Origin of the sequence: Methylorubrum suomiense, assembly GCF_022179765.1 — a bacterium.
GTDB lineage: Bacteria > Pseudomonadota > Alphaproteobacteria > Rhizobiales > Beijerinckiaceae > Methylobacterium > Methylobacterium suomiense.
In genome coordinates this window covers 239,295-263,198 of sequence record NZ_BPRE01000005.1, presented here as the reverse complement: position 1 = coordinate 263,198, position 23,904 = coordinate 239,295, and the positions used below count along the sequence as shown (strand labels likewise).

General features: G+C 70.0%; 28 protein-coding genes. 12 read left to right on the top strand and 16 right to left on the bottom strand.

The window, feature by feature from the left end; all coding sequences use genetic code 11:
* Nucleotides 1-6: 6 nt before the first annotated feature.
* Nucleotides 7-255, bottom strand: coding sequence for a hypothetical protein (locus tag MFF26_RS10145; protein ID WP_137830133.1), 249 nt, complete (start codon nucleotides 253-255; stop codon nucleotides 7-9).
* Between the two features lie 262 nt (nucleotides 256-517).
* On the opposite strand from MFF26_RS10145, the gene MFF26_RS10140 reads away from it, so the two are divergent.
* Nucleotides 518-1,420: a DMT family transporter gene (locus MFF26_RS10140; protein ID WP_137830132.1), complete on the top strand. Its 903-nt coding sequence runs from the start codon at nucleotides 518-520 to the stop codon at nucleotides 1,418-1,420.
* Nucleotides 1,421-1,445: 25 nt separating this feature from the next.
* On the opposite strand, the gene MFF26_RS10135 is transcribed toward MFF26_RS10140, so the two are convergent.
* The 4 genes from MFF26_RS10135 to MFF26_RS10120 all read right to left on the bottom strand — a co-directional run bounded on the left by MFF26_RS10135 (nucleotide 1,446) and on the right by MFF26_RS10120 (nucleotide 5,233).
* Complete coding sequence (locus tag MFF26_RS10135; RefSeq protein ID WP_137830131.1) at nucleotides 1,446-1,715, bottom strand: hypothetical protein; 270 nt, start codon at nucleotides 1,713-1,715, stop codon at nucleotides 1,446-1,448.
* A 296-nt stretch (nucleotides 1,716-2,011) separates the two neighbouring features.
* Nucleotides 2,012-3,196, bottom strand: a complete 1,185-nt coding sequence (locus MFF26_RS10130) for a hypothetical protein (RefSeq protein ID WP_137830130.1) — start codon at nucleotides 3,194-3,196, stop codon at nucleotides 2,012-2,014.
* A gap of 202 nt (nucleotides 3,197-3,398) precedes the next feature.
* Nucleotides 3,399-3,812, bottom strand: coding sequence for a peptide-methionine (R)-S-oxide reductase MsrB (msrB, locus tag MFF26_RS10125; RefSeq protein ID WP_137830129.1), 414 nt, complete (start codon nucleotides 3,810-3,812; stop codon nucleotides 3,399-3,401).
* 212 nt (nucleotides 3,813-4,024) lie between these two features.
* Nucleotides 4,025-5,233: a YihY/virulence factor BrkB family protein gene (locus MFF26_RS10120; protein WP_171015490.1), complete on the bottom strand. Its 1,209-nt coding sequence runs from the start codon at nucleotides 5,231-5,233 to the stop codon at nucleotides 4,025-4,027.
* Between the two features lie 142 nt (nucleotides 5,234-5,375).
* Between MFF26_RS10120 and MFF26_RS10115 the strand changes: the two genes are divergently transcribed.
* Nucleotides 5,376-6,071: an SDR family oxidoreductase gene (locus MFF26_RS10115; RefSeq protein WP_238307933.1), complete on the top strand. Its 696-nt coding sequence runs from the start codon at nucleotides 5,376-5,378 to the stop codon at nucleotides 6,069-6,071.
* Between the two features lie 11 nt (nucleotides 6,072-6,082).
* Here MFF26_RS10115 and MFF26_RS10110 read toward each other — a convergent pair whose 3' ends face one another.
* Entirely contained in the window at nucleotides 6,083-6,460 is a 378-nt protein-coding gene (locus MFF26_RS10110; protein WP_137830127.1) for a hypothetical protein, read from the bottom strand.
* Nucleotides 6,461-6,730: 270 nt separating this feature from the next.
* Between MFF26_RS10110 and MFF26_RS10105 the strand changes: the two genes are divergently transcribed.
* Nucleotides 6,731-7,597, top strand: a complete 867-nt coding sequence (locus MFF26_RS10105; protein ID WP_137830146.1) for a C40 family peptidase — start codon at nucleotides 6,731-6,733, stop codon at nucleotides 7,595-7,597.
* Nucleotides 7,598-7,601: 4 nt separating this feature from the next.
* Here the strand turns inward: MFF26_RS10105 and MFF26_RS10100 are convergent, their stop codons facing one another.
* From MFF26_RS10100 to MFF26_RS10085, 4 genes are all read right to left on the bottom strand, one after another.
* Nucleotides 7,602-8,075, bottom strand: a complete 474-nt coding sequence (locus tag MFF26_RS10100) for an arsenate-mycothiol transferase ArsC (RefSeq protein ID WP_137830126.1) — start codon at nucleotides 8,073-8,075, stop codon at nucleotides 7,602-7,604.
* Nucleotides 8,076-8,244: 169 nt separating this feature from the next.
* On the bottom strand, nucleotides 8,245-8,748 hold the full coding sequence (locus tag MFF26_RS10095; protein ID WP_137830125.1) for a UPF0262 family protein: 504 nt from the start codon (nucleotides 8,746-8,748) through the stop codon (nucleotides 8,245-8,247).
* 145 nt (nucleotides 8,749-8,893) lie between these two features.
* Nucleotides 8,894-10,189 (bottom strand): histidinol dehydrogenase, encoded by a 1,296-nt coding sequence (gene hisD, locus MFF26_RS10090; protein ID WP_137830124.1) that lies wholly within the window; start codon nucleotides 10,187-10,189, stop codon nucleotides 8,894-8,896.
* Nucleotides 10,190-10,232: 43 nt separating this feature from the next.
* Nucleotides 10,233-10,688 carry a DUF2948 family protein gene (locus tag MFF26_RS10085; RefSeq protein ID WP_137830123.1) on the bottom strand — a complete coding sequence of 152 codons (456 nt, stop codon included), beginning with the start codon at nucleotides 10,686-10,688 and terminating at the stop codon, nucleotides 10,233-10,235.
* A gap of 325 nt (nucleotides 10,689-11,013) precedes the next feature.
* On the opposite strand from MFF26_RS10085, the gene MFF26_RS10080 reads away from it, so the two are divergent.
* Nucleotides 11,014-11,439 carry a hypothetical protein gene (locus MFF26_RS10080; RefSeq protein ID WP_137830122.1) on the top strand — a complete coding sequence of 142 codons (426 nt, stop codon included), beginning with the start codon at nucleotides 11,014-11,016 and terminating at the stop codon, nucleotides 11,437-11,439.
* A 66-nt stretch (nucleotides 11,440-11,505) separates the two neighbouring features.
* Here MFF26_RS10080 and murA read toward each other — a convergent pair whose 3' ends face one another.
* Nucleotides 11,506-12,795 carry a UDP-N-acetylglucosamine 1-carboxyvinyltransferase gene (murA, locus tag MFF26_RS10075; protein WP_137830121.1) on the bottom strand — a complete coding sequence of 430 codons (1,290 nt, stop codon included), beginning with the start codon at nucleotides 12,793-12,795 and terminating at the stop codon, nucleotides 11,506-11,508.
* 752 nt (nucleotides 12,796-13,547) lie between these two features.
* On the opposite strand from murA, the gene hemA reads away from it, so the two are divergent.
* The 3 genes from hemA (at nucleotide 13,548) to MFF26_RS10060 (ending at nucleotide 16,151) form a co-directional block, all read left to right on the top strand.
* Nucleotides 13,548-14,960: a 5-aminolevulinate synthase gene (gene hemA / locus MFF26_RS10070; RefSeq protein ID WP_238307932.1), complete on the top strand. Its 1,413-nt coding sequence runs from the start codon at nucleotides 13,548-13,550 to the stop codon at nucleotides 14,958-14,960.
* 139 nt (nucleotides 14,961-15,099) lie between these two features.
* The gene (locus tag MFF26_RS10065; protein ID WP_137830119.1) at nucleotides 15,100-15,666 is read left to right on the top strand and encodes a hypothetical protein; all 567 of its coding nucleotides are present in this window, start codon (nucleotides 15,100-15,102) and stop codon (nucleotides 15,664-15,666) included.
* Nucleotides 15,663-16,151, top strand: coding sequence for a hypothetical protein (locus MFF26_RS10060; protein ID WP_137830118.1), 489 nt, complete (start codon nucleotides 15,663-15,665; stop codon nucleotides 16,149-16,151). The genes MFF26_RS10065 and MFF26_RS10060 overlap by 4 nt, the downstream gene beginning before the upstream one ends.
* Here MFF26_RS10060 and MFF26_RS10055 read toward each other — a convergent pair.
* Nucleotides 16,112-16,855, bottom strand: a complete 744-nt coding sequence (locus MFF26_RS10055) for an MBL fold metallo-hydrolase (protein ID WP_137830117.1) — start codon at nucleotides 16,853-16,855, stop codon at nucleotides 16,112-16,114. The two genes, MFF26_RS10060 and MFF26_RS10055, sit on opposite strands and share 40 nt — an antisense overlap.
* A 170-nt stretch (nucleotides 16,856-17,025) precedes the next feature.
* Here MFF26_RS10055 and MFF26_RS10050 point away from each other — a divergent pair, with 170 nt between their 5' ends.
* The 3 genes from MFF26_RS10050 (at nucleotide 17,026) to MFF26_RS10040 (ending at nucleotide 19,502) form a co-directional block, all read left to right on the top strand.
* Nucleotides 17,026-17,583, top strand: coding sequence for a DUF4337 domain-containing protein (locus MFF26_RS10050; protein WP_137830116.1), 558 nt, complete (start codon nucleotides 17,026-17,028; stop codon nucleotides 17,581-17,583).
* A gap of 37 nt (nucleotides 17,584-17,620) precedes the next feature.
* The gene (locus MFF26_RS10045; RefSeq protein ID WP_238307931.1) at nucleotides 17,621-18,763 is read left to right on the top strand and encodes a helix-turn-helix transcriptional regulator; all 1,143 of its coding nucleotides are present in this window, start codon (nucleotides 17,621-17,623) and stop codon (nucleotides 18,761-18,763) included.
* 208 nt (nucleotides 18,764-18,971) lie between these two features.
* Nucleotides 18,972-19,502 carry a phosphate-starvation-inducible PsiE family protein gene (locus MFF26_RS10040; protein WP_137830115.1) on the top strand — a complete coding sequence of 177 codons (531 nt, stop codon included), beginning with the start codon at nucleotides 18,972-18,974 and terminating at the stop codon, nucleotides 19,500-19,502.
* A 1-nt stretch (nucleotide 19,503) separates the two neighbouring features.
* Here MFF26_RS10040 and MFF26_RS10035 read toward each other — a convergent pair whose 3' ends face one another.
* A complete protein-coding gene (locus MFF26_RS10035) occupies nucleotides 19,504-19,743 on the bottom strand; it encodes a hypothetical protein (protein ID WP_137830114.1) in 240 nt (79 codons plus the stop codon).
* A gap of 170 nt (nucleotides 19,744-19,913) precedes the next feature.
* Between MFF26_RS10035 and MFF26_RS10030 the strand changes: the two genes are divergently transcribed.
* Both MFF26_RS10030 and MFF26_RS10025 read left to right on the top strand, forming a co-directional pair.
* Nucleotides 19,914-20,561 carry a DUF938 domain-containing protein gene (locus MFF26_RS10030; protein WP_210236209.1) on the top strand — a complete coding sequence of 216 codons (648 nt, stop codon included), beginning with the start codon at nucleotides 19,914-19,916 and terminating at the stop codon, nucleotides 20,559-20,561.
* A 178-nt stretch (nucleotides 20,562-20,739) separates the two neighbouring features.
* On the top strand, nucleotides 20,740-21,915 hold the full coding sequence (locus MFF26_RS10025) for a tlde1 domain-containing protein (protein ID WP_137830112.1): 1,176 nt from the start codon (nucleotides 20,740-20,742) through the stop codon (nucleotides 21,913-21,915).
* A 42-nt stretch (nucleotides 21,916-21,957) separates the two neighbouring features.
* On the opposite strand, the gene MFF26_RS10020 is transcribed toward MFF26_RS10025, so the two are convergent.
* The 3 genes from MFF26_RS10020 to MFF26_RS10010 all read right to left on the bottom strand — a co-directional run bounded on the left by MFF26_RS10020 (nucleotide 21,958) and on the right by MFF26_RS10010 (nucleotide 23,866).
* Complete coding sequence (locus MFF26_RS10020; RefSeq protein WP_373324411.1) at nucleotides 21,958-22,185, bottom strand: DUF3606 domain-containing protein; 228 nt, start codon at nucleotides 22,183-22,185, stop codon at nucleotides 21,958-21,960.
* Between the two features lie 55 nt (nucleotides 22,186-22,240).
* Nucleotides 22,241-23,377 carry an acyltransferase family protein gene (locus tag MFF26_RS10015; protein ID WP_137830111.1) on the bottom strand — a complete coding sequence of 379 codons (1,137 nt, stop codon included), beginning with the start codon at nucleotides 23,375-23,377 and terminating at the stop codon, nucleotides 22,241-22,243.
* A 111-nt stretch (nucleotides 23,378-23,488) separates the two neighbouring features.
* Entirely contained in the window at nucleotides 23,489-23,866 is a 378-nt protein-coding gene (locus MFF26_RS10010; RefSeq protein ID WP_137830110.1) for a restriction endonuclease, read from the bottom strand.
* Between the last annotated feature and the right edge of the window lie 38 nt (nucleotides 23,867-23,904).

Here is a 23,904-nt window from a genome sequence, read left to right as displayed (position 1 = left end):
AGCGGATCAATCCTCGTCGTCGTCCTCGTCGATCTCGTAGACCCGGCGGACCGAGCGACGCTCGATGACCCGCACCGGACGCCCCTCGATCTCCTCGACGCGGCGGTACTGCCGCACGGGGCGATAGCCGTCGTCGAGAGCACGGACGCAGCCGTAGCCGACGCAGGTGCCCCCGCCCCAATCATAGGCCTGGGCCGGGCCGGCCAGCAGGGCGGCGGCGCTGGCGCCGGCCAGGATCACGGCAAGCTTGCTCATGAGCTTCGTCTCCTCAGCTTCGATGGGGCGGAGAACGGCCGTTCGGCGGAAACTGTTCCGTCGCCCACCCTGTCGCCACGCATGGGCCGACGACGATTGCGTCCGGGCCGGAAACGGTCTGCGCGGCCTTTCTGACGCATCGGCATTGTCGGAAAGCGGGTACTCACCTTTCGGGCCGATGCTCTAGGACGGCCCGGCTGAGCCGCAGGGAGACACCGAGATCGTGGGCGCGGAACCGGGCTCGGAGAACGGGCGAGCTGACATGCGCGATCCGCGCCGGCTCGTGGGCATCGCCCTGATGTGCGTGGCGCCGATCCTGTTCGCGAGCCTCGACGCCACCGGCAAGTGGTTGGCGGGGGCGGGCGTCGATCCGCTGCTCACCACCTTCATGCGCTACGCCGTCAACGTCGCGCTGGTTACCGCCTTCCTCAACCCAATCACGCGGCCCGGGGTGGCGCATTCCCGCCGCCTGCCGTTGCAGGTGGTGCGCTCGCTGCTCCTGTTCGGCTCCACCGCGTGCAATTTCCTGGCGCTCCGCTCGCTGCAACTGGCCGAGACGGTCTCGATCCAGTTCGCCGCGCCGCTCGCCGTGGCCCTGCTCGCAGGCCCGCTGTTGGGGGAATGGTCCTCGCGCCTGCGCCTCGCGGCGGTCGCGGCGGGCTTCGTCGGCGTGTTGGTGATCGTGCGGCCCGATACCCTCGCGGCCAAGCCCGCGATGCTGTTCAGCCTCGGCAACATGCTCTGCTACGCGCTCTACGTGCTCGTGACGCGCAAGCTCGCGGCCTATGATTCGAGTGCCACCACGATCTTCTATACCGGGCTCGCCGGGCTCGCGCTGATGGCGCCGCTCCTGCCCTGGATCTGGACGGCGCCGGCCTCACCCCAGGTTTGGGGGATGCTCGTGGCGGTGGGCCTGTTCGGCACCGCCGGACATTGGCTGCTGGTGCTGGCGCATGCGCGGGCGCCCGCGAGCCTGCTCGCGCCGCTGATCTACACGCAGATCCTGTGGTCGGTGCTGCTCGGCTACGGCGTGTTCGGCGATGTGCCGGGGGCGTGGACGCTTCTCGGCGCGCTGATCATCGTCGGATCGGGCCTCGTTCTCATCGCCGAGGATAGCCTGATCCGCCGCAGCAAGCGGCGGCGCGCGGAGCGACGGCAGCTCTGATCTGCCGCCCCTCCGCTTCGTCGTCTCAGTGGCGATGACGGCGGTGACGGTACTCGCGGTGCGAGCGCATACGGGTGCGGTAAGCGCGCCGGCCCGGATCGATCCCGAGGACACCGTTGACGCCACCGACGGCGCCGCCGACCGCGCCGCCCACCACGGCGCCGACCGGCCCGGCGACCCGATTGCCCTCGGCCGCGCCACGCTGCATGCCGCCCGGAACGCCCTGGGCCTGAGCCTCGCCGGCAAGCGGCAGAAGGCAGAGCATCAGCCCTGCGGCGGCGGCGAGACGGATCATGTCGGCGTTTCCTCTATCCCTGTCAGCCGGGCCTGACGGCGCCGCACGGCGACCGTTCCCGGACAGGAAGCCAACGAAGCTTGAGCATTCCGGTTCCGCGCGAAACGGCGGCCGGCGAGGATATGTTTGGGTTGCGTCGAGGGATCGACAACACTCACAGATAGTGGAGCGGGCCGTCTCCGATGTTCCGCAAAATGGGGTGCCGGCGTGCTTTCGTGCACGCGATCCCTGGTGCGGGAGGGGGATCCATCCGGCGGCGGCGTCTGCTGTCGGAGCAGGGCGCCGCCGGATCGGTCTCAGGTCTGCTGGTTACGGCGAGGGCGGACCTGCCAGCGTTCGAACGCTTCGGTGACCTCCTCGTCCCGGCCCGATTCCTGCGGATTGCGGATCGCCGCGCCGAGCGCCTTGGACAGGCTCTCGATCACATCGTCGATCCGGGCATCCGGCGGCAGACGCTCGTCGCCCGCTGACGCCGCGATGGGAGCGGCCGCCGGAGCGGCTTCGGGCGCCTTCGCCTCGGCAGGCTTCGGAGCCTCGGGGGCCTTCGGCGCATCGCTCGCCTTCGGGAGTTCCACCGCCTTCGGAGCCTCGGCGGCTTTCGGAGCCTCGGGCGGCGGGGCGGGCTTCGGCGGCTCCGCAGCCTCGGCCGGTTTGGCGGGCTCCTCGGGCTTGGCCGGAGCAGCCGCTTTTGGGGTTTCAGTCGGGTTGGTCTCGGCCTTTGTCGGCTCGGCCGGCTTCGGCGCCTCTGCCGGCTTCGGGGCTTCCGCGGGTGTGGAGGCCTCAGCGGGCGCCTGCGCCTCGTTCGGCTTGGCGGGCTCCGCCGGCTTGGCAGCGGTCGGCCCAGCCGAGGCGGTCGCGGCTGGAGCGGGCCTCGAAGCTTCCGGGGGCCTGGGCGGTGACGCGGTGGGCGCGGACGGGCTGGCCGGCCGGGGCGGCGGGACCATGGGGCGTCCGCCACCGAAACGCGGCTCGATCAGGTCGAGGACCGCGTCCAGGGCGGCGTTGGAGAGCGGCACCTCGCCCACCGACGGCGCACCGCTGAGGGCGATCGATTGGCCGTCATAGGCCTGATCGGCGGTGACTTCGGCCCCGAACCAGACGGGCGGCGTGAAGGATTGGGCAGCCTCGGCATGCTCGAAGACCAAGCTGACGAGGTCGAGCCCGGCGGGGCGCGTGAAGCGGTCGATCAGGGCTTCGGCGCCGCCCAGTCCGATCGCGGTGCGTTCGTAGATCGCCTTGCCGGCGCAGACGTCGAGCAGCGCGTCGCCGTGGGCGCGCGGCACTTCGGTGCGCTCCTCGGAGGAAGCGCCTTCGGCCCCGGTCACGAGCACGAGGAAGCAGTTATTGCCCTGGAGCCTGACGAACGAGGTGCGACCGGCCTGCGGTACGAAGTAACCCTCGGTGATGCGGGCCCCACCGCGCTCCTTGCGCAGCAGGCGGACCAGCGAGGGCGCCACGAGAAAGCGGCGAACGACACTCATACACTTCCCTCCGGGACCGGCTCGCAGCCGGCGCGGCCCGCATCCTGTCGGGGCGGACGGCGCCGACGGTCCCGAGCCTTTACCAAGTCTTGACCATGGCCTTCGTGGGGAAGTGATGGCGCGCAAATACCCACACGGCAAGCCTCGGCGTCGAAAAGCCGTGGAATTTGCGGGGGTCCGATCGAAAACCCGGCGCTGGATTTCAGGTGGCGGGTTCGAAGTCGAGGGCGACGCCGTTCATGCAGTAGCGCAGGCCGGTCGGGGCCGGGCCGTCCTCGAAGACATGCCCGAGATGGCCCTTGCAGCGAGCGCAATGGACCTCGGTGCGGGTCATCCAGTGGCTGCGGTCGACCTGCGTCTCGATCGCACCCTCCAGCGGCGCGAAGAAGCTCGGCCAGCCGCTGCCCGACTCGTACTTGGTGCCGCTCTCGAACAGCGGCGCGCCGCAGCCGACGCAGAAGAAGGTGCCGGCGCGCTTCTCCCCGTTCAGGCAACTCGTCCCGGCGCGCTCCGTGCCGTGCTCGCGCAGGACGCGGTACTGCTCCGGGGTGAGGCTGGTGCGCCACTCCTCTTCCGTACGGGTTTCGGGGGAGCCGAGCGTATCGGATCCGGCCATGACGTCCTCCGGTCGTTTTCTGCTGGGTCAGGTAAGATCGTGCCGAGACTCGCGCGAGTGCGGCCCGTCGGCGCGGTGTCTGGCATACCAGATTTTCGGACAGGCAACCCGTTCGAAAACCGGTCGATCCGGCAGCTTCGCAGCCGAAACTCCCTTCCTGCTTTGTGCCGAGAGGCTCAGTGCAGGACGAGCCGATGTCGTCGGACGATGCTCTACGCAGCGGCGCCGACCGTGTCGGCCATGCGGGCGCCGCGTTGGCCGAGGGGCAGGACCGGGCGCGTGGTCGAATCGCGGGCGGTCTGATGCTCGATCTCGGCGTTGATCTCGCCACCGACGAGCACGATGATCGCCGAGATCCACATCCAGGTCATGAAACCGATCACGCCGCCGAGCGTGCCGTAGGTCTCGTTGTAGTTGCCGAAATTGGCGACGTACCAGGAGAACAGCAGGGAGGCGATGAGCCAGAGCACGCCCGCCACGGCGCTGCCCGCGCCGACCCAGCGCCAGCGCGCCCGCTCGCGGCTCGGACCGTAGCGGTAGAGCACGGCGAGGCCGCCGAGCAGAACCGCGAGGAGTGCCGGCCAGCGCGCCAGAGCGATCAGCCGCGCTCCGTCGCCGAGCCCGAGGAAGTTGAACACCACCGGCAGCACCACGATGGCGCTGAGCGCCAGGATGACGAACAGCAGCGCCCCCGCCGTGAAGGTGAGCGAGCGGACGTTGAGCCAGAAGAAGTTGCGCTTCTCCTCCTCCTCGTAGACGACGTTGAGCGCGTCGAACATCGCCTTCATGGCGGCGTTGGCGCTCCAGAGCGACAGGGTCAGGCTGGTGAAGAAGGTGATGCCCAGCGTGCCGCCGCCCTTCGCGGCGATGCGCTTGACCTGTTCGCCGATGATGTCGAGCGCGCCCGACGGCAGCACGCCGTGGAGCAGGGCGAGATGCACGTTGATGGTGCTCACGTCGGCGATCAGGCCGTAGCAGGTCACCAGAGCGGCGATGGCCGGGAACAGCGACAACAGCGAGTAGAAGGTGACGCCCGCCGCCACCGACATCACCCGGTCCTTCAGGAATTCCTGGTAGACGCGCACCGCGATGTCCCACCAGCCGGGCGCGGGAATGTCCGTCGGATGATCGGCGTCGCGACCTCGTTCCGGCTGCGTCGCCGCCACCCAGCGGGCGGCCCGGCCCTCGTGCGAGTGGGCGCCGCCGTTGCCGATCGCCTCGGCGCGGTCGCGACGGGCGTTCGGGTCCTTGCCGCCCGTCTCGTCGTCCAGCGGAACGGAGGCGGGCCGCCGCGGCGCGGCGGCGAGCGCCACGAGCGCGACCCCCGCGAACACGGTCCAGAGTATGGTGGCGGCGGGTGGGGAAGCCGTGGCGTCGGCCTCTCCGGCCGGCCGGGATCTAGGGCTGGGGGAGGCGGACATCGCTGGGGCGGTTCGGTCGACGGGGATGGCCCGGTTCAACGTGGCTCAGGCTTGGCCGTTCCCGAACCCCGCGACCATCCGGTAACCTGGGGCGGCACCGGTGCGTTGCCGGGGTACAACGCGAGGGACCGGACGGGCATTCATGGCAGATCAGACAGCAGCCGGGCCGCGCGCCCTGATCGTCGGGGCCTCCCGCGGGCTCGGGCTCGGGCTCGCGGAACAGTTTGCGGAACGGGGGTGGCAGGTCACCGCCACGCAGCGCTCCGCCTCGCCGGATCTAGAACAGCTTGCTGAGAGGGGCGTGCGGATCGAGACCGCCGATATCGACGACGACATGTCGGTCGCGGCCCTGCATCGGCGGCTCGACGGCCAGACGTTCGATCTCGTCTTCGTGGTGGCGGGCGTGGCGACCGAATCGGACAATCCGCTTCACGCCGTCTCCCGCGCGGTGAGCGCCCAGGTCTACCTCACCAATGCCGTGAGCCCGATCCTGTTCGCCGAAGCCTTCGCCGACACCCTCGCACCCGGCGGAACGCTGGCCTTCATGTCATCGATCCTCGGCAGCGTCGCGCTCAACGAGGATGGCGGTTGGGAGAATTACCGGGCCAGCAAGGCGGCCCTGAACACCAACGCCCGCAGTTTCGCCGTACGCCACGCCGAGCGCGATTACGGCATCCTGCTGCTGCATCCGGGCTGGGTCCGCACCGATATGGGCGGCGCCGAGGCCGATCTCGACGTGGAAACCAGCGTCGGCGGCATGATCGCGGTGATCGAAGCCTTCGCCGGGCGCCGCGACGTGGCCTATCTCGACCACCGCGGCGAAACGCTGGCCTGGTGACCGGACGGGGGTCAGCGCCGCGGTTCGAAGGGGCGTCCGCGGCGCTCGACCACGACGGCGGGGCGACTGCGCCGCTCGACGATCACCGCCCGGGGCGGTGCCCGGTTGGGGCTCGCGGGCGACATGATGCGCTGCTCGATGCGCTGCTCCGGGGACCGCTGCGGGCGGGAGACGGCCTTGGCCGCCGAGAGCACGTGCGGACGCACCTCGTCCGCAGCGAGGCCGATCAGGCCCGCGGCGATCTCGACCTGCTGCTCGACATCGTCGGCCAAATCCTGCGCGGCGGCGACCGCCTCGGCGATCGTCGGCGGCTCGCGCCGCACCCGGATCGGCGGCAGATCCTGGAAGCTCTTGGGCGTCTTCTTCACGGCACGACTCGCGGTGTTCATGCGTGATCTTAGGATGGTCCGCTCGGTTTGTGCATTGCAACGAAATCGGGCGTGACGGACCACCGGCCGCATGGCTGCCCGGTGGATGCTCCCAACGGCGACCATGCAGGATGCGCGCCGCGCCGGTTCCGACACCATCACATTCGTTGAACTGAGGGCCGAAGCTGCGGCCGATCGACCCATTCCGGTCAATATGCCGCAACGCAGCAGCGAAGCGGCTGAATTCAGCGGCGTCGAAATCCCGCCCGGATCATGCGTTCAATCGAAGCGATGACCTTCGATCTCGATCCCCGACTCACCCCCGCCCGGCCCGATCTCGCCGATATCCGCCTGCGCGGGCGGGTCGAGGCGCAGCGTTTCGTCGAGGGATACGCTGCCCGGATCGTCGTTCCCTCCGCCCCCTTGCGCCGCCGGCCGGACCCGGAGGCCGGACTCGAGACCGAGGCGGTGATGGGCGACGCCGTGACGGTCTACGACATCCGTGACGGCTTCGCCTTCGCCCAGATCGCGCGGGACGGCTATGTCGGCTACCTGCCCGAGGCCGCCCTCGGCCCCGCGGACCCGGCGCCGACCCACCGGATCGCGGTTCTGCGCAGCTTCATCTATCCCGCTCCCGACCTGAAGCGGCCGCATATCGCGCATCTGAGCCTAAGCGCCGCCTTCGCGGCCGAGGCGCGCGAGGGCGAGTATTGGCGGCTGGGAAGCGGACGCTACGTCTTCGCCGATCACGCGGTGCCGCTCGGACGGACCGAACCGGACGCCGTTGCGGTCGCCGAACGCCTCGTCGGCACACCCTATCTGTGGGGCGGACGGACCAGCCTCGGGCTCGATTGCTCCGGTCTCGTCCAGCTCAGCCTGGAAAGCGCGGGACTGCCCTGCCCACGGGACGCCGACCAGCAGGAGGGGGCTCTCGGCACGGCTTTGCCCCCCGGCCTCGAAGGCTTGCGCCGCGGCGACCTCGTGTTCTGGAAGGGCCATGTCGGGATGATGCTCGACGCGGACCGCCTCATCCACGCCAACGGCCACCACATGACGGTGGCGGTGGAGCCGCTCACGGTCGCCGTGGCTCGGATCGCCGAGAAGAGTTTCGGGGCGGTGACCTCGATCCGGCGGCTGGCGGCGACCCCGGAGGCCTGACGCATCACCCCTTCAGGCGCGCCTTGATCCGGTAGGTGAGGCCGTCGCGCACGTCGCGGTAGCCGTCGAGGCGCTGCTCGCGCGTGCCGTCCTGGTTGAGCGTCGGGTCCGGTGTCGGCCAGTACTCCACATCCGCCGCGATCGTATGGGTCAGCTCCAGCGCCCGGTGATGGGCTTCGGGCGAGAGGGTGACGATCAGGTCGAAGTTCAGCCCCTCCCAATCCTCCAGCTGCTCGATGGTGCGCGGCTTGTGGCGGGTCGCATCGATGCCGATCTCGTCGAGGGCGGCGATCATGAACGGATCGCTCGGCTCACCCGAGCGCACGCCCGCCGATTGCACGTAGATCGACTTGCCGAAATAGTGACGCGCGACCGCCTCCGCCGCGAGCGAGCGCACCGCGTTGAAATTGCACATGAACAGGACGGACTGCACCCGCCGTTTCTTCGGCCCGCTCCCCGGGATCGCGTCGTCCGCCATGCCCCGCCTTACGAAGGCCGTCTCGGGTTTACCGTCATAGGGGCGCCCCGCGCTCCTCGAAAGCGCAACGTTCTGCCGCTCGGCGCGAAGCCGCGGGCAGGATGATGCGCGTGGTTCCTCGCCGCATCGGCCGTCTCCGAAAACCGGCGGCCACCGCTCGGGCCGGGCTTCACCCCTTCCAGTGCAAGGCGAAGACCAGGGTGAACAGGCGGCGCGCCGTGTTGTGGTCGAGATCGACCTTGCCCTCGAGGCGTTGGCGCAGCAGCTCCGAGGCCTCGTTGTGCAGGCCGCGCCGGCCCATGTCGATCGCCTCGATCTGCGTCGGCGAGGCGGTGCGGATCGCGCTGTAATAGCTCTCGCAGATCATCTCGTAGTCGCGGATGACCCGCCGGAACGGCGTCAGCGAGAGCAGATGGGTCATGACCGGCTCGCCGGCCTCCGTCGTGATCGCGAAGGAGAGCTTGTTCTCCACGAGGCCGAGCGCCAGCGCGTAGGGGCCCTCGTCGCGATCGGGAATCGTGAAGGTGTTCTCCTCCAGGATGTCGTAGATCGCGATGGCGCGCTCGTGCTCCTGGTCCGGGTTGCCGCGGCCGATCGAGGCCTCGTCGAGGCGCACCGCCGCGAGCCGGTTCCTCGGTTTCTCCCCCGCCGCTCGCGCCGCTTCGGCCTTCATCGCCGCCGCCTTCTTCTTCCGGTCCCAATCCGGGGCACCGCTTCCGTCACATGAGCCGAAAGCCCGCGCCACAGGCAAGTTTTTAGTGTCTCTGATGAAACGCGCGCCGACGCGCCGGACCCGGAGGGAGCGTCCGGCGCGGTCCTCAAAGATTCAGGCGGATCGCCACCGAGCGGGCATGCCCGTCGAGCCCCTCCGAATGCCCCAGCGCGATGGCCGCGGGTCCGAGGGCCCGGAGTGCCTCGGGGTCGCAGCGCAGGATCGAGGTGCGCTTCATGAAGTCGAGGACGCCGAGGCCCGAGGAGAACCGGGCCGAGCGCGCGGTGGGCAGCACGTGGTTCGGGCCGCCGACATAGTCGCCGATGGCCTCCGGCGTGTGCGAACCGAGGAAGATCGCGCCGGCATTGCGGATCTTGCGCGAGAGGTCGTCGGCGTCCTCGGTCTCGATCTCGAGATGCTCGGGGGCAATGGCATCGACCAGCGGCACCGCCTCATCGAAGTTCCGCACGCGGATGATGGCGCCGTAATCGCGCCAGCTGGCCCGGGCGATGGTCTCGCGCGCAAGGGTCGCCAGGGCCCGCTCGACCGCCTGCTCGGTGGCCTCCGCTAATTCGTCCGAATCGGTGATGAGCACGGCCTGGGCCGCGACGTCGTGCTCGGCCTGGGCCAGGAGGTCGGCGGCGATCCAGTCGGGATTGGCGTGGCCGTCGGCCAGGATCAGCACCTCGGAGGGGCCGGCGATCATGTCGATGCCGACCTGCCCGAACACCCGGCGCTTGGCCGCCGCGACCCAGGCGTTGCCGGGGCCGACGATCTTGGCGACCGGTGGAATGCTTTCCGTGCCGTAAGCCAGCGCGGCGACGGCCTGCGCGCCGCCGACGCGATAGATCTCGGTCACGCCGGAGAGATGGGCCGCCGCCAGCACCAGCGGGTTGAGCTGGCCTTCGGGGGTAGGCACCACCATGACGATGCGCGGCACGCCGGCCACACGGGCCGGCACGGCGTTCATCAGCACCGATGAGGGGTAGCTCGCGGTCCCGCCCGGCACGTAGAGGCCGACCGATTCGAGCGCGGTCCAGCGCCAGCCCGCGGTGACGCCGAGATCGTCGGTGGAGAGGTGGTCCTCCGGGATCTGGCGGCGGTGATAGGCCTCGATCCGCTCGGCGGCGAGTTCGAGGGCGGCGCGCGCCTCGGCCGGGCAGGCCGCGACCGCGGCCTCCACTTCCTCGGCGGTGATCCGCAGGGAGGCTTCCGAGAAATCCTGGCCGAGACGGTCGAAGCGGCGGGTGTAGTCCACCAGGGCGGCGTCGCCCCCCGAGACGACGCCACTGATGATGCCGCGCACGGTCTCGTCCACGTCCTCGGCGATCTCGCGCTTGAGGCCGAGCAGGCGCTTGAAGGCTTGCGCGAAATCGGGCGCGCGGCTGTCGAGACGAATCATCGGGCGGGGCCGGTCTTGAGAGGACGAGGGGCGGAAATCGGGATCACGGGCGGTTCTCGACGAGGGGGCGCACGGCCTCGTGATCGGGCGTGCCGTCGGCTTCCCAGACGGGGCCGAGATCCTTCAGACGCACCTCGATGCATTCGAGGTCGAGGCGGATCGCGGCACCGCCGGAGAAGACGAGCGTCGCGGTGCCGGAGGGGGCTTCGCCCTCCTCGAAGGTGATCGCGAGCAGGCTCAGGGTGTCGTCGGTGGCGGCACCCGGGGTGATGCCTCGCGTCTTCACGCCGTTGACCCGCTCGAAATGCACCCCGGCGAGGCGCCGCCGGGGCGGCTCCCCGGGCGCGACCGACCGGTCGAAGCGGCGCGCCACCAGCACGAAGCGGTGCTCGCCCGGCAGCCACGCGAGATCGCCCGCCCGGAGGACCGCGTCCTGAAGGTGCGCGGAGATCACGGCGAGATCCTCGGCGTCGAGGGCAGCGAGCTTGAGAAGCTCCATCGTTGGCTCCGGGCGCCCGAGAGGGGCCGATGACGGGAGAAGTTGGGGCGTAGGTAGCGACGCGGTCCCGTCCCGGCAACCGGACCGGTGCCCGGGCTCGGTTCTCGAACACCGATCGACCCGTGAGCCGGACTGGCCGCGGCCGGTTTTCTTCGCCTGCGCTGTCCGCCGATCACCTGTCGGGACCGGTCAGTCCCGTTGCCGACCTGCGCGAATATCCGTTTTTTCAGGTTTCGCGCGACAGCGACGAATCAATTTCAGTCATCATTGTCCGTTCAGGTATCCCTGTGCAGATTTGTCCGCCGCATCAGCAAGGGGGAAAACAATGCGACGTGGACTGCCGGCGTTGGGCGCCGTTCTGATTTTCAGTTGCGCCATCGGTCCGGCGGCGGCCCAATCCTGGCACGGGGACGAGCCGGCCTACCGCTCCCGTTATGCGCCCGGCTCCAGCTCCGGTTACCCGGGCGGGTATCGCTCCGGCTACGGGCATGAGGTCGGCCCGGGCTATCGCACAGGCTATGAATACGACGACGGGTACGGTCCGCCCCGCCGTCCCGCACCGCCTCCCGCGTATGACGGAAGGAAGCCGCCACCGCCGCCGGCACGGGTGCGCCGCTACGACGGGGATCCCCGCGCGAGCCTCTGCGTCACCCCACGCGGCAATTGCTCGACCTGGGTCGCGCCCTACGACAGCCCCTGCGCCTGCGACATTCCGGGTTTCGGGGTCAAGCGCGGCGCCGTCCGCGGCTGAGCGTCGAGCCGCAAGGGGGATCGGCGTCGGGCATCGGCTTTCGGCCCGATGCCCGGATCGCATGGTTCAGGCGCGCACGCGCTCGATCTGCGCGCCGCAACGGGCGAGCTTGGCCTCCAGCGCCTCGAAGCCGCGATCGAGGTGATAGACCCGGTTGATCTGGGTCTCGCCCTCCGCGGCCAGCGCCCCGATCACCAGGGAGACCGAGGCGCGCAGATCGGTGGCCATCACCGGCGCGCCCTTGAGGCGCTCCACGCCCTCGACCACGGCGAGGTCGCCGTCGAGGCGGATCTTCGCGCCGAGCCGCGCCAGCTCCTGCACATGCATGAAGCGGTTCTCGAAGATCGTCTCGCGGATGCGGGACTGACCCTTGGCCAGGGTCATCAGCGCCATGAACTGGGCCTGGAGATCGGTCGGGAAGCCGGGGAACGGGTCGGTCGTGATGTCCACGGGGTTGATCCCGCCGCCGTTGCGGCGCACCCGGATGCCGCCCGGAATCTCGCTGACCTCGGCGCCGGTGGCCGACAGCGTGTCGAGGGCGGAGGCCAGCAGGTCGGCGCGGGTGTTGACCAGCGAGAGATCGCCGCCGGTCATGGCCACCGCCATGGCGTAGGTCCCGGTTTCGATCCGGTCGGGCAGCACCTCGTGGCGGGCGCCGGACAGGCGGGCCACGCCCTCGACGACGATGCGGGAGCTGCCCGCGCCCTCGATCCGCGCGCCCATCTTGGTGAGGCAATCGGCGAGATCGACCACCTCCGGCTCGCGGGCGGCGTTGTCGATCACGGTGGTGCCGTAGGCGAGCGCCGCCGCCATCAGCGCCACATGCGTGCCGCCGACCGTGACCTTCGGGAAGTCGATCGCGGCACCGCGCAGGCCGTTCTTGGTCTTGGCGACGACGTAGCCGCCGTCGATCTCGATCTCGGCCCCGAGCTTCTCCAGCGCCATGATCAGCAGATCGACCGGCCGCGTGCCGATGGCGCAGCCGCCCGGCAGCGACACCTTCGCCTCGCCGAAGCGCGCCAGCAGGGGCGCGATCACCCAGAAGCTCGCCCGCATGGTCGAGACGAGATCGTAGGGCGCGGTGGTGTCGATGACGTTCGAGGCGGTGAGCCGCACCGTCTGACCGGTCTCTGTGGTCTGACCCGGACGCTTGCCGACGACCATATGATCGACGCCGTGATTGCCGAGGATGCGGGTGAGGGCGGCGATGTCGGCGAGCCGCGGCACGTTGATCAGTTCCAGCGTCTCGCCGGTCAGCAGGCTCGCGATCATCAGCGGCAGGGCCGCGTTCTTGGCCCCCGAGATCGGGATCGTGCCGTTGAGCGGCGCGCCGCCGGTGATGTGGATACGGTCCATGGGGGTCCTCGGCTCGCGCCCCTCGGGGGCTGCGCGGCGGTCGCGTCGCTGTCCTGCGGATGCGCGGCGGGCCGGCGCATCGTCGTCAAGGGGTGGTATAGGCGCAGTCCGGCGAAAAGAAGAAGCGTCACCGCAGGATCGTTGCCCGTGCGGGCTCAAGGATCCGAACGATCCCGCTCCGGCGGCGGTGTCGGGGCGGGCGGTGCTGTCTCGGCTGGCTCCTCATGGCTGCGGCCGCGGGCCTGCGCCTTGCGGCGGCGGAGGTTGTCGCGGAGGGCCGCCTTGAGTCGGGCGGCGCGGTCATCGTTCGTGGACATGGGAATCCGGGCCTGCGGGGCTGCGGAGGAGATTACACGGTGGCCGTCCCGCGCCGAAGCCGGGCGGCTTCCTCGCCCGTCCGTTCGTCGCAGCGCCGAACTCGCGACGCATCGTCGCCCGAACCGACCTCTTTCCCGACCTGTGGAACGCGCGATTCCGTCGCGTTTGGGGCCATGCAAAGCAGGAATGTCTCTAACCTACCTTGAACCAGTTCGAAAATACGACCAATCTCGCGGCTGCAGCGGAACCGGCGTGAGGCGGGACCGCCGGCCGGACGACGACGCGCTGATGAAGCGCCGCCCGCGAAGGACGGGCGATCCTCGTCGTCGGACCGCGAGCGGCCCGGACCTGCCCAACGGATCAGGCTCAGGCCCGGATTCTTTACCCGAGGCGTCCAAGAAGAACGCCCGGCCAGCACACAGCGTCGAGGACGGATGCCCGTGAACCTGATGCCCGTGAAAGTCGCCGACCGTGCCGCCACCAAGGCGGCAATCCCCGACCATGCACTCATGGGCGGTGACGGCGGCGTGGACGACGCGACCGCCATCGACGCTTGCAACCTTCATGCCGGAGCAGGCCGCCAGGCCGCCGCACGCCCGGCCGGCCCGCGCACCGATTACGAAACCTATTTCCGTGGTGCCCTCGACCGGCTCCACAGCGAGCGCCGCTACCGCGTCTTCGCCGATATCGAGCGCATTTCCGGCCGCTTCCCACAGGCGACGTGGCGCCGGCCCGAGGGCGGGACCCGCGAGATCACGGTGTGGTGCTCCAACGACTATCTCGGCATGGGCCAGCACCCCGAGGTCGTCGAGGCCATGACCCAGACCGCCGCCCGTTGCGGCGTCGGCGCGGGCGGCACCCGCAACATCGCCGGCAACAACTCGCCGCTGGTCGATCTGGAGCGTGAACTCGCCGATCTCCACGGCAAGGAGGCTGGCCTCGTCTTCACCTCGGGCTACGTCTCGAATCAATCCGGTATCTCGACGATCGCCAAGCTGATCCCGGACTGCCTGATCCTGTCGGATGCCTTCAACCACAATTCGATGATCGAGGGCGTACGCCATTCGGGCTGCGAGAAGCGCGTCTTCCGCCACAACGATCTCGGCCATCTTGAGGAGCTGCTGATCGAGGCCGGCGACCGGCCGAAGCTGATCTGCTTCGAATCGGTCTACTCGATGGATGGCGACGTGGCCCCGATCGCCGCGATTTGCGACCTCGCCGACGCCTACGGCGCCATGACCTATCTCGACGAGGTCCACGCGGTCGGCCTCTACGGCGAGCGCGGTGCCGGCATCGCCGAGCGCGATCGGGTGATGCACCGGGTCGACGTGATCGAGGGCACGCTCGCCAAGGGCTTCGGCTGCGTCGGTGGCTACATCACCGGTTCGGCCATCCTGTGCGACGCCGTCCGCAGCCACGCCGCCGGCTTCATCTTCACCACGGCGCTCCCGCCCGCCATCGCCGCCGCGGCTCGGGCCTCGGTGCGCTACCTCAAGCGCTCGAGCACCGAGCGCGAGGCGCATCAGCGTCAGGCCGCCCAGACCAAGGCGGCACTCGCCGCGGCCGGCCTGCCGGTTCTCGCCACCGAGACCCATATCGTGCCGGTGATGGTGGGCGATGCGGAGCTGTGCAAGGCGGCGGCGGACCATCTGCTGGAGCGCCACGGCATCTACATCCAGCCGATCAACTATCCGACCGTCCCGCGCGGCACCGAGCGCCTGCGCATCACGCCCTCGCCGTTCCACGACGAGGCGCGCATCGCCGCGCTGACGGCAGCCCTGGTCGAGACCTGGGACACGCTGGACCTGCCGCGGGCCGGCACGGTGTTCGCAGCAGCAGCGGAGTAGGCTTTCCGCCGGTTCTGTTCATCGATAGAGCGTGCTGCTTTTTCACGGAAATGGCAGCACGCTCTATCTCTTTGTCGCCGCATAATGATTTCGGAAAACTTGATTCCGCTTTTCCGCATCGTGCTCTAGGGTGCTAGCCATGGCGCCCGTTCTCGACCGCGACCGTATCCTTCAGGCGTTCGAGTGGCTCGGCGCGGATCTCGCCGAGCGGGGATTGCTGGTCGAGATCGCCGTCTACGGCGGTGGTGCGCTCATGCTGCAATTCGCGTGGCGTCGCGGCACCGATGACGTCGATGCCGTGGTCCGTGAGGGATTTGACGAGGCCGCTCTGGCACCGTCCGTACGACGCGTCGCCGAGCGAATGGGCCTGTCCCTGGACTGGCTCAACAACGCGGTCGGTATGTTCACGCCGCTGGACGAGGACGAGGGGCTGTTCAGCGCTGCGGGGACTTATCCCTCTTCCGGTACGCCGGGCCTGCGCACGGTACTGGCCAAGCCCGATTACCTCCTCGCCATGAAGCTGCAGGCCTTGCAGACATTGGATCGTGGCGACCGCGATCTGAATGATGCAAGGGCGCTTGCCGGGCATCTCGGCATCACCGACGAAGCCGCCCTGCACGCGCTTTACCGTTCGATCTACGGCGAAGCGCCGCCAGAGGCAGCGAGCCTGCGCTTCAAGGCGGTGCTCCAGGGCTCGATCCCGTGAGGCCCGCCAGCCTCTGCGAGGTGGTCGAGCGGGCCCGCGGCGACGGCGATTGGGATCATCACCTCCAGAACTTCCTCGATGCCTTCTACGCGCGCGATGGTGATGGCGCGGCGCAGCTCGCGATGATCGCGGAGGATCCGGGCTTCCTCGATTGGGCCCGGCCCGATGCGTTCCTCGGCGGAGTCGGCGAGCATCTCGCCCGGCGCTGGCGCCTGCCCTCCATTCCGCTCTGGGTGCGCGACGCACGACGCTACCTCGCCACCGCGATGTTCTGGCCCGACGAGCGCAATCTGCGCGGCTACCTGCTCTGCGTGAGCCCTGTCGCCTTCCGGGTCCGCCTGATCTTCACCGGACCCGATCCGCTTCAGCGCGCCCGCTTTCCCTATCATCGCGGCGTCATTCGCTATCCCCTGACCTTTCCGCCGGAGGCCGCCGCGGCACCGGATCAGAAGACGACGACGAGCCCATCCTCCGCCGCGATGTAGCCGTCGGGCTCGCGGGCGAGCATGTCCGGGCTCATATGGGTCAGCATCAGTCGCTTGGGGGCGATCTCCGGCAGGCGGGTCCGCAGCGTGGCCCAGTCGAGATGGAACTTGACCGGGCGCGTCTCGGTGTAGCCCTCGGCGATCATCAGGTCGGCCCCGTGCCCGGCCGCGACGATGTCCTCCACCCATTCGGTATCGCCGGTATAGGCCACCACCTTGCCGCCCCGACTCAGGCGCAGGGCTTGCGCGGGCGCGCCGGACGGATGGCGCATGGTGAAGGCTTCGGCCCGTACGCCGTCCACCTCCACCGGGTGCCCGGCCGCGATTTCCACGATCTCTACCGGGAAGCGCCGCTCGGCGGTGCTGGAGCCGGGAAACAGCACTTCCATCGCCACCGGCAACTGCTCCCGCAGGCCCGGCGGCCCGACGATCGTCAGGGGTGATTCGCGTCCGCTCACCAGCTGACCGTCGAGGATCAGCCACGGAAGGCCGCCGAAATGGTCGCCGTGGAGATGGGTGAGAAACACCGTGCGGATGCCGTTCGGATCGACGCCGAACCGGCGGATCGCGATCAGCGCCGAGGCACCGCAATCGATCAGGAAGGCGCCGTGCCCGTCGCCCTCGCGCGCTTCGACATGGAAGCAGGTGTGGAAGCGCCCGCCCGAGCCGAAAGCATCGCCGCAGCCGAGAACCTGAAGGCGCATGGTGTCCAGCCGAATCCAGAATGAAACATCGCCCGGCATTTCGGGCGCGCAACGCTGCGGGCAACCGCGCGAAGCCGCGTCGCGCCGCCTTTTGGGTTTGCACTCCGGTCGAAGATCGGCTGTGACTCCCGGTTAACGAAACCGGTACTCACAAGCGAAGGACGGACGGCATGTCGGGTGGGCACGGAGCGGTCGAGAGTTCGAACAAGCGCGTCGCGTTGCTGATCTCGGTGCTGGCGCTGTTTCTGGCCGGGGCCGAGACCTTGGCCAAGAGCGCGCAGACCGAGGCGCTCGGTGCCAATATCGAGGCCGCCAACCAATGGGCCTATTTCCAGGCCCGCACCATTCGCGGCACCGTGCTCAAGACCGCCGACGAGGCGATCGCCCTGTTGCCGCCGGGCGCCGATCCGGCCGCGCTCAAGGCCAAGCGCGACGAGTGGGCCGCCACCATGGCACGTTGGGAGTCGGATCCCGCCAAGGGTGAGGGCCGCAAGGAGCTGTCGGCCAAGGCGCAGGGGGCGGAGGTGCGGCGCGACCTCGCCCTCGAACGCTACCACCATTACGAACTGGCCTCCGCGGCGATCCAGATCGGCATCGTGCTGGCCTCCGCCGAGGTCATCACCGGGATCGTCGCGCTCGCCTTCGCGGGCGGGTTGCTCGGCGTGATTGGCCTTGGGCTTGCGAGCTTCGGCCTGTTCGCCCCCCACGCCCTGCCGTTCTTCCACTGATGCCGCGCAGGGAAGAACCGGTGATGCCACTGCCGCCATGAACGTTCCGCAGCGCCCGTTCCGGCCTCATCTCGACCTCGAGCCCGCCGTACCGTCGGCGGCCTCGCTGGCGCTGATCGACCGGATCTACGAGGCGGCGGCGGTTCCCGAATTGTGGCGGTCGGTGCTGATCGACCTCGCCCGGCTCGCCGGAGCACCCGAGGCGGTGCTGATCGTCTCGACCGGCACCCGCTTCCGCGACTGGGTGACGACATCGCCGGAATTTGATGCCTTGGTGGTGGCGCATACCGAGCGCTTCCCCGACAACATCCGCACCCGGCGGCTGCTGGAGGCGCGTCATCCGGGCTTCCTCGCCGATCTCGAAGCCGTCGCGCCGGAGGAGATCGCCACCGAACCCCTCTATCAGGATTTCCTGATCCCCCGCGGCTACGGATCGGGCATCGCCACCGCCGTGATGGTGCCGAGCGGCGACAGCGTCATCATCAATTGCGAGCGTCCGCATGCCGCGGGAGCCTTCGACCACCAGACGATCGCCGCCCTCGATACCTTGCGCCCGCATCTCGCCCGGGCGGCCCTGCTCTCGGCGCGGCTCGAGATGGAGCGGATCGCCACCACCACCCGCACCCTCGAAATGCTCGGCCTGCCCGCCGCCGTCCTCGGCACGGGCGGCCGCCTGCTCTCGGCCAATGCCGGTCTCACCGCGCTGATGCCGCACACGCTCAGCGACCAGCCGACCCGGCTCGCCGTGGTCGATCCCGCCGCCGACCGGCTCTTGCGCGAAGCCCTTGGCGGTCCCGGACAGGCCGGGCCGATGCCGGTGCGCTCGATCCCGATCCCGGCGCAGGGGGAGCGCCCGCCGGTGATTCTCCACCTCGTGCCGGTGCGGGGCGCGGCTCACGACGTGTTCGCCCGGGCCCGCGCGGTGCTGATCGCCACGCCCGTCGTCGCCCGCGAGGTGCCGAGCGCGGAGGTGGTGCAGGGCCTGTTCGATCTGACACCGGCGGAAGCCCGCCTCGCCGCCCTGATCGCCGCGGGCGACGCCCCGGTGCCGGCGGCGGCCAAGCTCGGCATCACGCCCAGCACGGCCCGCTCCGTGCTCAAGCGCGTCTTCCAGAAGACCGGCGTGTCCCGGCAGGCCGAACTTGTGGGCTTGCTGGCCGGTACCGCATTGCCGGAATAGGGCAGCCGACCACGCTCGGTACGGCGATCAAGTGAAGTGCCGTCACGGCTTCAGCCCGACATCCACCGCGCCGATCTGTGCCGCCCGGTAGAGAAAGTCTCCGAAACGTGTCGTCACACCCGCTGAACGAGGGGCGAGGACTTCCCGTCGCGCTGGACGATTGTCCGCCGATCCTGTCAGATCGGCAAAACGATCGGGGAGGCGAGCGATGACTGACAACGGGGAAGATCAAGGCCGACTGACGCGGGCGGCAAGCTTCGTTTTTCTCCATACCGAGCACGCGATCTACGCAGCACTCGGGATCCTGCTCGCCCTCACCGCCCTGGTGGCTTTGATCGACGCCGCAGGACTGACATTCAGCGCCATGCTCGCCCTCGGGGGCGCGGATCAGATCCTCGAAGTGGTGGATCGGCTGCTGTTCCTGCTGATGCTGATCGAGATCCTGCACACGGTGCGGGTGTCGATGCGCTCGGGCCGATTGACCTGCGAACCGTTCCTGATCGTCGGGCTCATCGCCTCGATCCGCCGGGTGCTGGTGATCACCCTGCAATCCTCGGAGATCACCCACGCCAAGGATTGGTCGCCGGAGAAGCAGGCGCTGTTCCAGGCCTCCATGATCGAACTCGCCGTGCTGGCCGGGCTGATCCTGACCATGGTGTTCGCGATCTTCGTTCTCCATCGCGCCCGCGACGACGGCAGGCCGGCGGGCGAGGAGACGCAGGAGCATGCCGGCGGCTGACTCAACCGTCCCGCTTCACCCCGGCCGCGTCCTGAAGCGGGCGCTCCTCCAAGAGCACGAGGCAGGCGAGCGCCAGGCCGAGACAGGCGGCCGGCAGCATCATGGCGACGAGGCCGATCAGGATCGAGCGGGTCTCCGCCGGGTGAGGGCCGGACTCGGACGCAGCGGTCCATCGGCACGATGCGGTGCATTCAAGACGGCAAGCCCCGGGGAGCGGGACGATGGATCGGCGAGGGGCCATCGGGCCCGCTTCGTGGGCCGGGATGGCGCGTGGGAGAGCCCGGCAGGGGCCGGCGCCGGGCCGAGCGGATTGCGCCGAGGAGAGCTTGATCGGCGCCCCGGGGGGACGCAAGCAGGGAGTATCCGGCCGAACCCGAGGTCGAGTCCAGGCAGGATTGCGAGAGTGACATCGTGAGCGGCGAGCCCATCGGTGACGAGGCCCTGTTCGCGCCGGCGGCGGCCCGCAACGGTTCGGCGATCCTCGATGTCCTGCGCAGCATCCTGCCGCCCGTCGGCGATGTGCTGGAGGTGGCGAGCGGAACGGGCGAGCATGCCGTCCGGTTCGCCGCGGCCCTGCCGGCCCTCCGTTGGCAGCCGACCGATCCGGAGCCGCGCGCGCTGGGGAGCATCGCGGCCCATGCCCGGGCCGCCGCCCTGCCGAATGTCCTGGCACCGATCGAGCTCGACGTCCGGGCGCAGGTCTGGCCGGTGACGCGGGCGGACGCGATCCTGTGCATCAACATGATCCACATCGCGCCCTGGGCAGCGACCGAAGGGCTGCTCGCCGGCGCCGGCCGCCTGCTGCCGGAAGGCGGTCCGCTCTTCCTCTACGGTCCGTTCCGCCTCGGCGGCGGCCACACCGCCGAGAGCAATGCCCGCTTCGACCTAGATCTGCGGTTCCGCGATCCGGATTGGGGCGTGCGCGATCTCGAGGCCGTTCTCGCCGAAGCGGCCGGACACGGCCTGCATCTCGCCGAGCGGATCGCCATGCCGGCCAACAATCTCAGCGTCGTCCTGCGGAAAGACGGCCCGCCCGCCCCCTCGACCACCACAGGGTGAGCGAAGGGTGAAGGTTTTGCGCCGTGCTTTTAGTCGCCATTAACCAAGATCCCGTTCAATGACGGAGGCTTAAACGAAGATCCTCTCCTAACGGCGGAGCCCTCCCGGGCCTCACCCGCATGTCCGCGGGGGAGGGCGGGCGGCCGTGTGGGAACCCCGCGTTGCTGAGTATCCCCGCATGGACATCGCCGCGCTCGTTCAAGGCCAGCCCGCCCGGCCCGTCCGCCGCCGCAACCGTCTGCCGGTCGCGGCCCTCGCCCTCACGGCGGTGAGCGGCCTCGCCCTCGCCGGCCTGCTGCGCCAGGGTGAGACGCCGAAGATCGCGACGGTCGAGGTCGCTCCGGCGATCCACGCCGCTTCGCTTCCGGAAGAGGCGATGCCGGCCCCCGCCGATCTCGCCTGGATGCTCGATCCCAACCTGACCGTCGACACCCAGATGTCGGGCTTCGCGCCGCGGGCGGGGTCCGTCGCGACGGCTTTCCGGACGCCCGAGCCGGCAGCGCGCGCGACGCAGGTCGCCGGTCGCGCCGTCGAGACCGCGGCCCCGATCGCCGCGATGGCGGCACCCGAGCCGGCGACGGCCCGGACGCCGGTCTCCGCCCGTCTCGCCCTCACCGTGCCGCTGCCGGTGCGTCGCCCGGCCGAATTCCGCTACGAGCCGCGGGAGCAGACCGCCCGCCTCGCGACCCCGATCCCCCGCGCGACGTCGCGGCAGGCCCGGGAATCGACCCGGCAGGTGTTCAGCGCCGCCGTGACCGACGATCGCTCCTTCTTCGAGAAGCTGTTCGGCGGCGAATCCTCACCGAATACCGCGCCGGCCAGCTCGGGCACGGCCCTGGCTTATGCCGGGCTGGAGAGCGGGGCGGTGGACTCGGCCGCGCGGCGGCGGCTCGTCCCGGGGCCGGTGGCCGAGCCGGGCGTTGCCGTCTACGACATCAGCGCGGCGACGGTGACCTTGCCGAGCGGCGAGGTGCTGGAGGCGCATTCCGGCCTCGGCGTCGCGCAGGACAATCCCGATTACGTCCATCTGCGCATGCGTGGCGCGACGCCGCCCGGCGTCTACGACCTGCGGGAGCGCGAGGCATTGTTCCACGGCGTGCGGGCGATCCGCCTCAATCCGGTGGGCGGCTCGGCGGCGATCCACGGGCGCGACGGCATCCTCGCCCACACCTACATGCTCGGGCCGAGCGGCGCCTCGAACGGCTGTGTCGTGTTCCGGCAGTACGACCGCTTCCTGCGGGCCTATCTGCGCGGAGAAGTCCGACGCATCGTCGTCGTGCCCGGCACCGCCCCCGGCATCTTCGCCAGCCGACGCGGCACCCGCCGCTCGGCCTCCGCCGCCGACGGGAACTAGCCCTTCGCCTTGTTCGGCGGAGCGGCCCCGCGCGTCCGAAGCTCAGACGATGCCGCTCGCCTCGTAGGGCCAGGGCTTGCCGAGATGGGCGGCGACCTGGGCCGGGTCGGGGCCGACGGCCTCGACCGCCGCCTGGACCTGCTCCACCGGAACCTCGAAGCGGCGCGCCCAGTAGGCGCGGTCGCGCGGCTCCTTCAGGACGACCGCGGCAGGGTCCCCGCTCGCCTCACCCGCCATCTGTCCCTCCGCACCGATCCGCTCGTCCGCCATGCTCCGGCCGCTCCCTGGTGGCCCGGACCATCCGGGCGCTCGCCGGGGAGAACCATCACGGGGCGGGCGCGGGTTCCGGGCGTGCGAGACTGGGTGAGGCGCGGCGGGACTGCGCCGGCTCGGGGACGATGTGGAAGGCCGCCGGGCGACGGAACAGGAAGTCCAGCCGCGTCCCCCGCACGAAACGCTCGAAGGCGAGGGGCACGACGACGGCGACCGCCGTCACGATCAGGCTGGCGAGCCCGATATCGATGGCGATCCCCGACTTGGCGATGACCGTGCGGGTCACGGCCATCGGCAGGAAGAAGCCGAGATAGATCACGATGGAGCGCTGGCCGCAGGCGCGGAGCGCCGCCGTGACCGGTCCGCCGGCGCGGGTCATCAGGTTGGCGAAGGCGACGATGGCGAGCGCGCCGATGCTGCCGAGGGCGAGGCTCACCACCGGCAGGCCGGCGGCGGAGGGGTGCGAGGGCAGGCCCGTCGGTGCGAAGACCAGTACGGCCTCCAGCAGCGCCCAGGTGGCCAGCCCGGCGAGCGCGAGCCCGGCACGGGCGCGGACCCGGTCGGCAAACCGAAAGATCCACTCGGCGAACAGGTAGCCGCCCAGGAAATAGACGTAGCGGGCGCAGAACTCGTCCACGAGGAGCGGCAGGCTCGCGGTCGGCAGCAGCTGGAGCAAAGCGGCGGCGCCGAGCAGGACGAGCGGCGGCACCCGGCGGTGCAGGAGTTTCGTCACCACCGAGAACACGGCGAGCAGGTAGACGAACCACAGGGTTGAGTACGGCACCACTAGGGCCTCGGCCAGATGCAGGCCGAAGGCCGCGAGCTTACCCTCCGTGCCGACCGCGTCGGCGGTGATCAGCCCGACCTTGAACAGCGACTGGATCAGCACCCACAGGACGTAGAAATAGGCGAAATGGACCACGCGCCGGTCGGCGAACAGGCGCCAGTCGCGGTCGATCACGCGGCCGAGGAACAGGCCCGAGAGCAGGAAGAAGTCGGGGATCCGGAACGGCTTGGCGAAGGCCACGATCGTATGCATGAAGCCCTCGCCCCCGAGCGCCTCGCCGGTGCCGAGCGTCGAATGCATCATCACGACGAGGATGATGCACAGGCCCTTGGCGACATCGACCCAGGCCAGCCGGGACGCTTCCTCGGGATGCGGGCGGAGGGGTTGCGTGGCGCCAGCCATGGAAATCCGGGCCTCGTGATCGGGCGAACGATCCGCGACCCTGACGGCACGCGGTTAACCCGGCCCCGCCGCCGCACCGGATGTTGGCGATGTGGTTAACGTCACCGAACCTCACCGACGCGCCCGGCCCTCGCCGCGGCGCTCGCGGGTCTGGCGGGTGGGGGCGTGGAAGTCGTCGGGCTTGTCCCGCACCCAGGCGAGGAAGCGGGCGATCTCGGGATCGGCCCGCAGCGCCTCGACCTCCGCGAGCCGTCGGGCGATCTCGGCCTCGCTGTAGCGGGCGTGGATCGCCGAATGGCAGATCTGATGGAGCCGCACGGTCGCCCCGCAGGCCCCGCCTTTCAGCTTCGGGGTCAGGTGATGGACGCTCTGGCGGGCATGGCGCGGGATCGGCCGCTCGCAGAGCGGGCAGACCGGGAGCGCATCGGGCTTCGGCCCATGCGTATCGGGATCGTCGTCGCGCCAGCGCCGGACCCTGCGCCCTACCAAGCGTCTCTCCCCTCTTGCGGTGAGAGAACGGCGAAGGC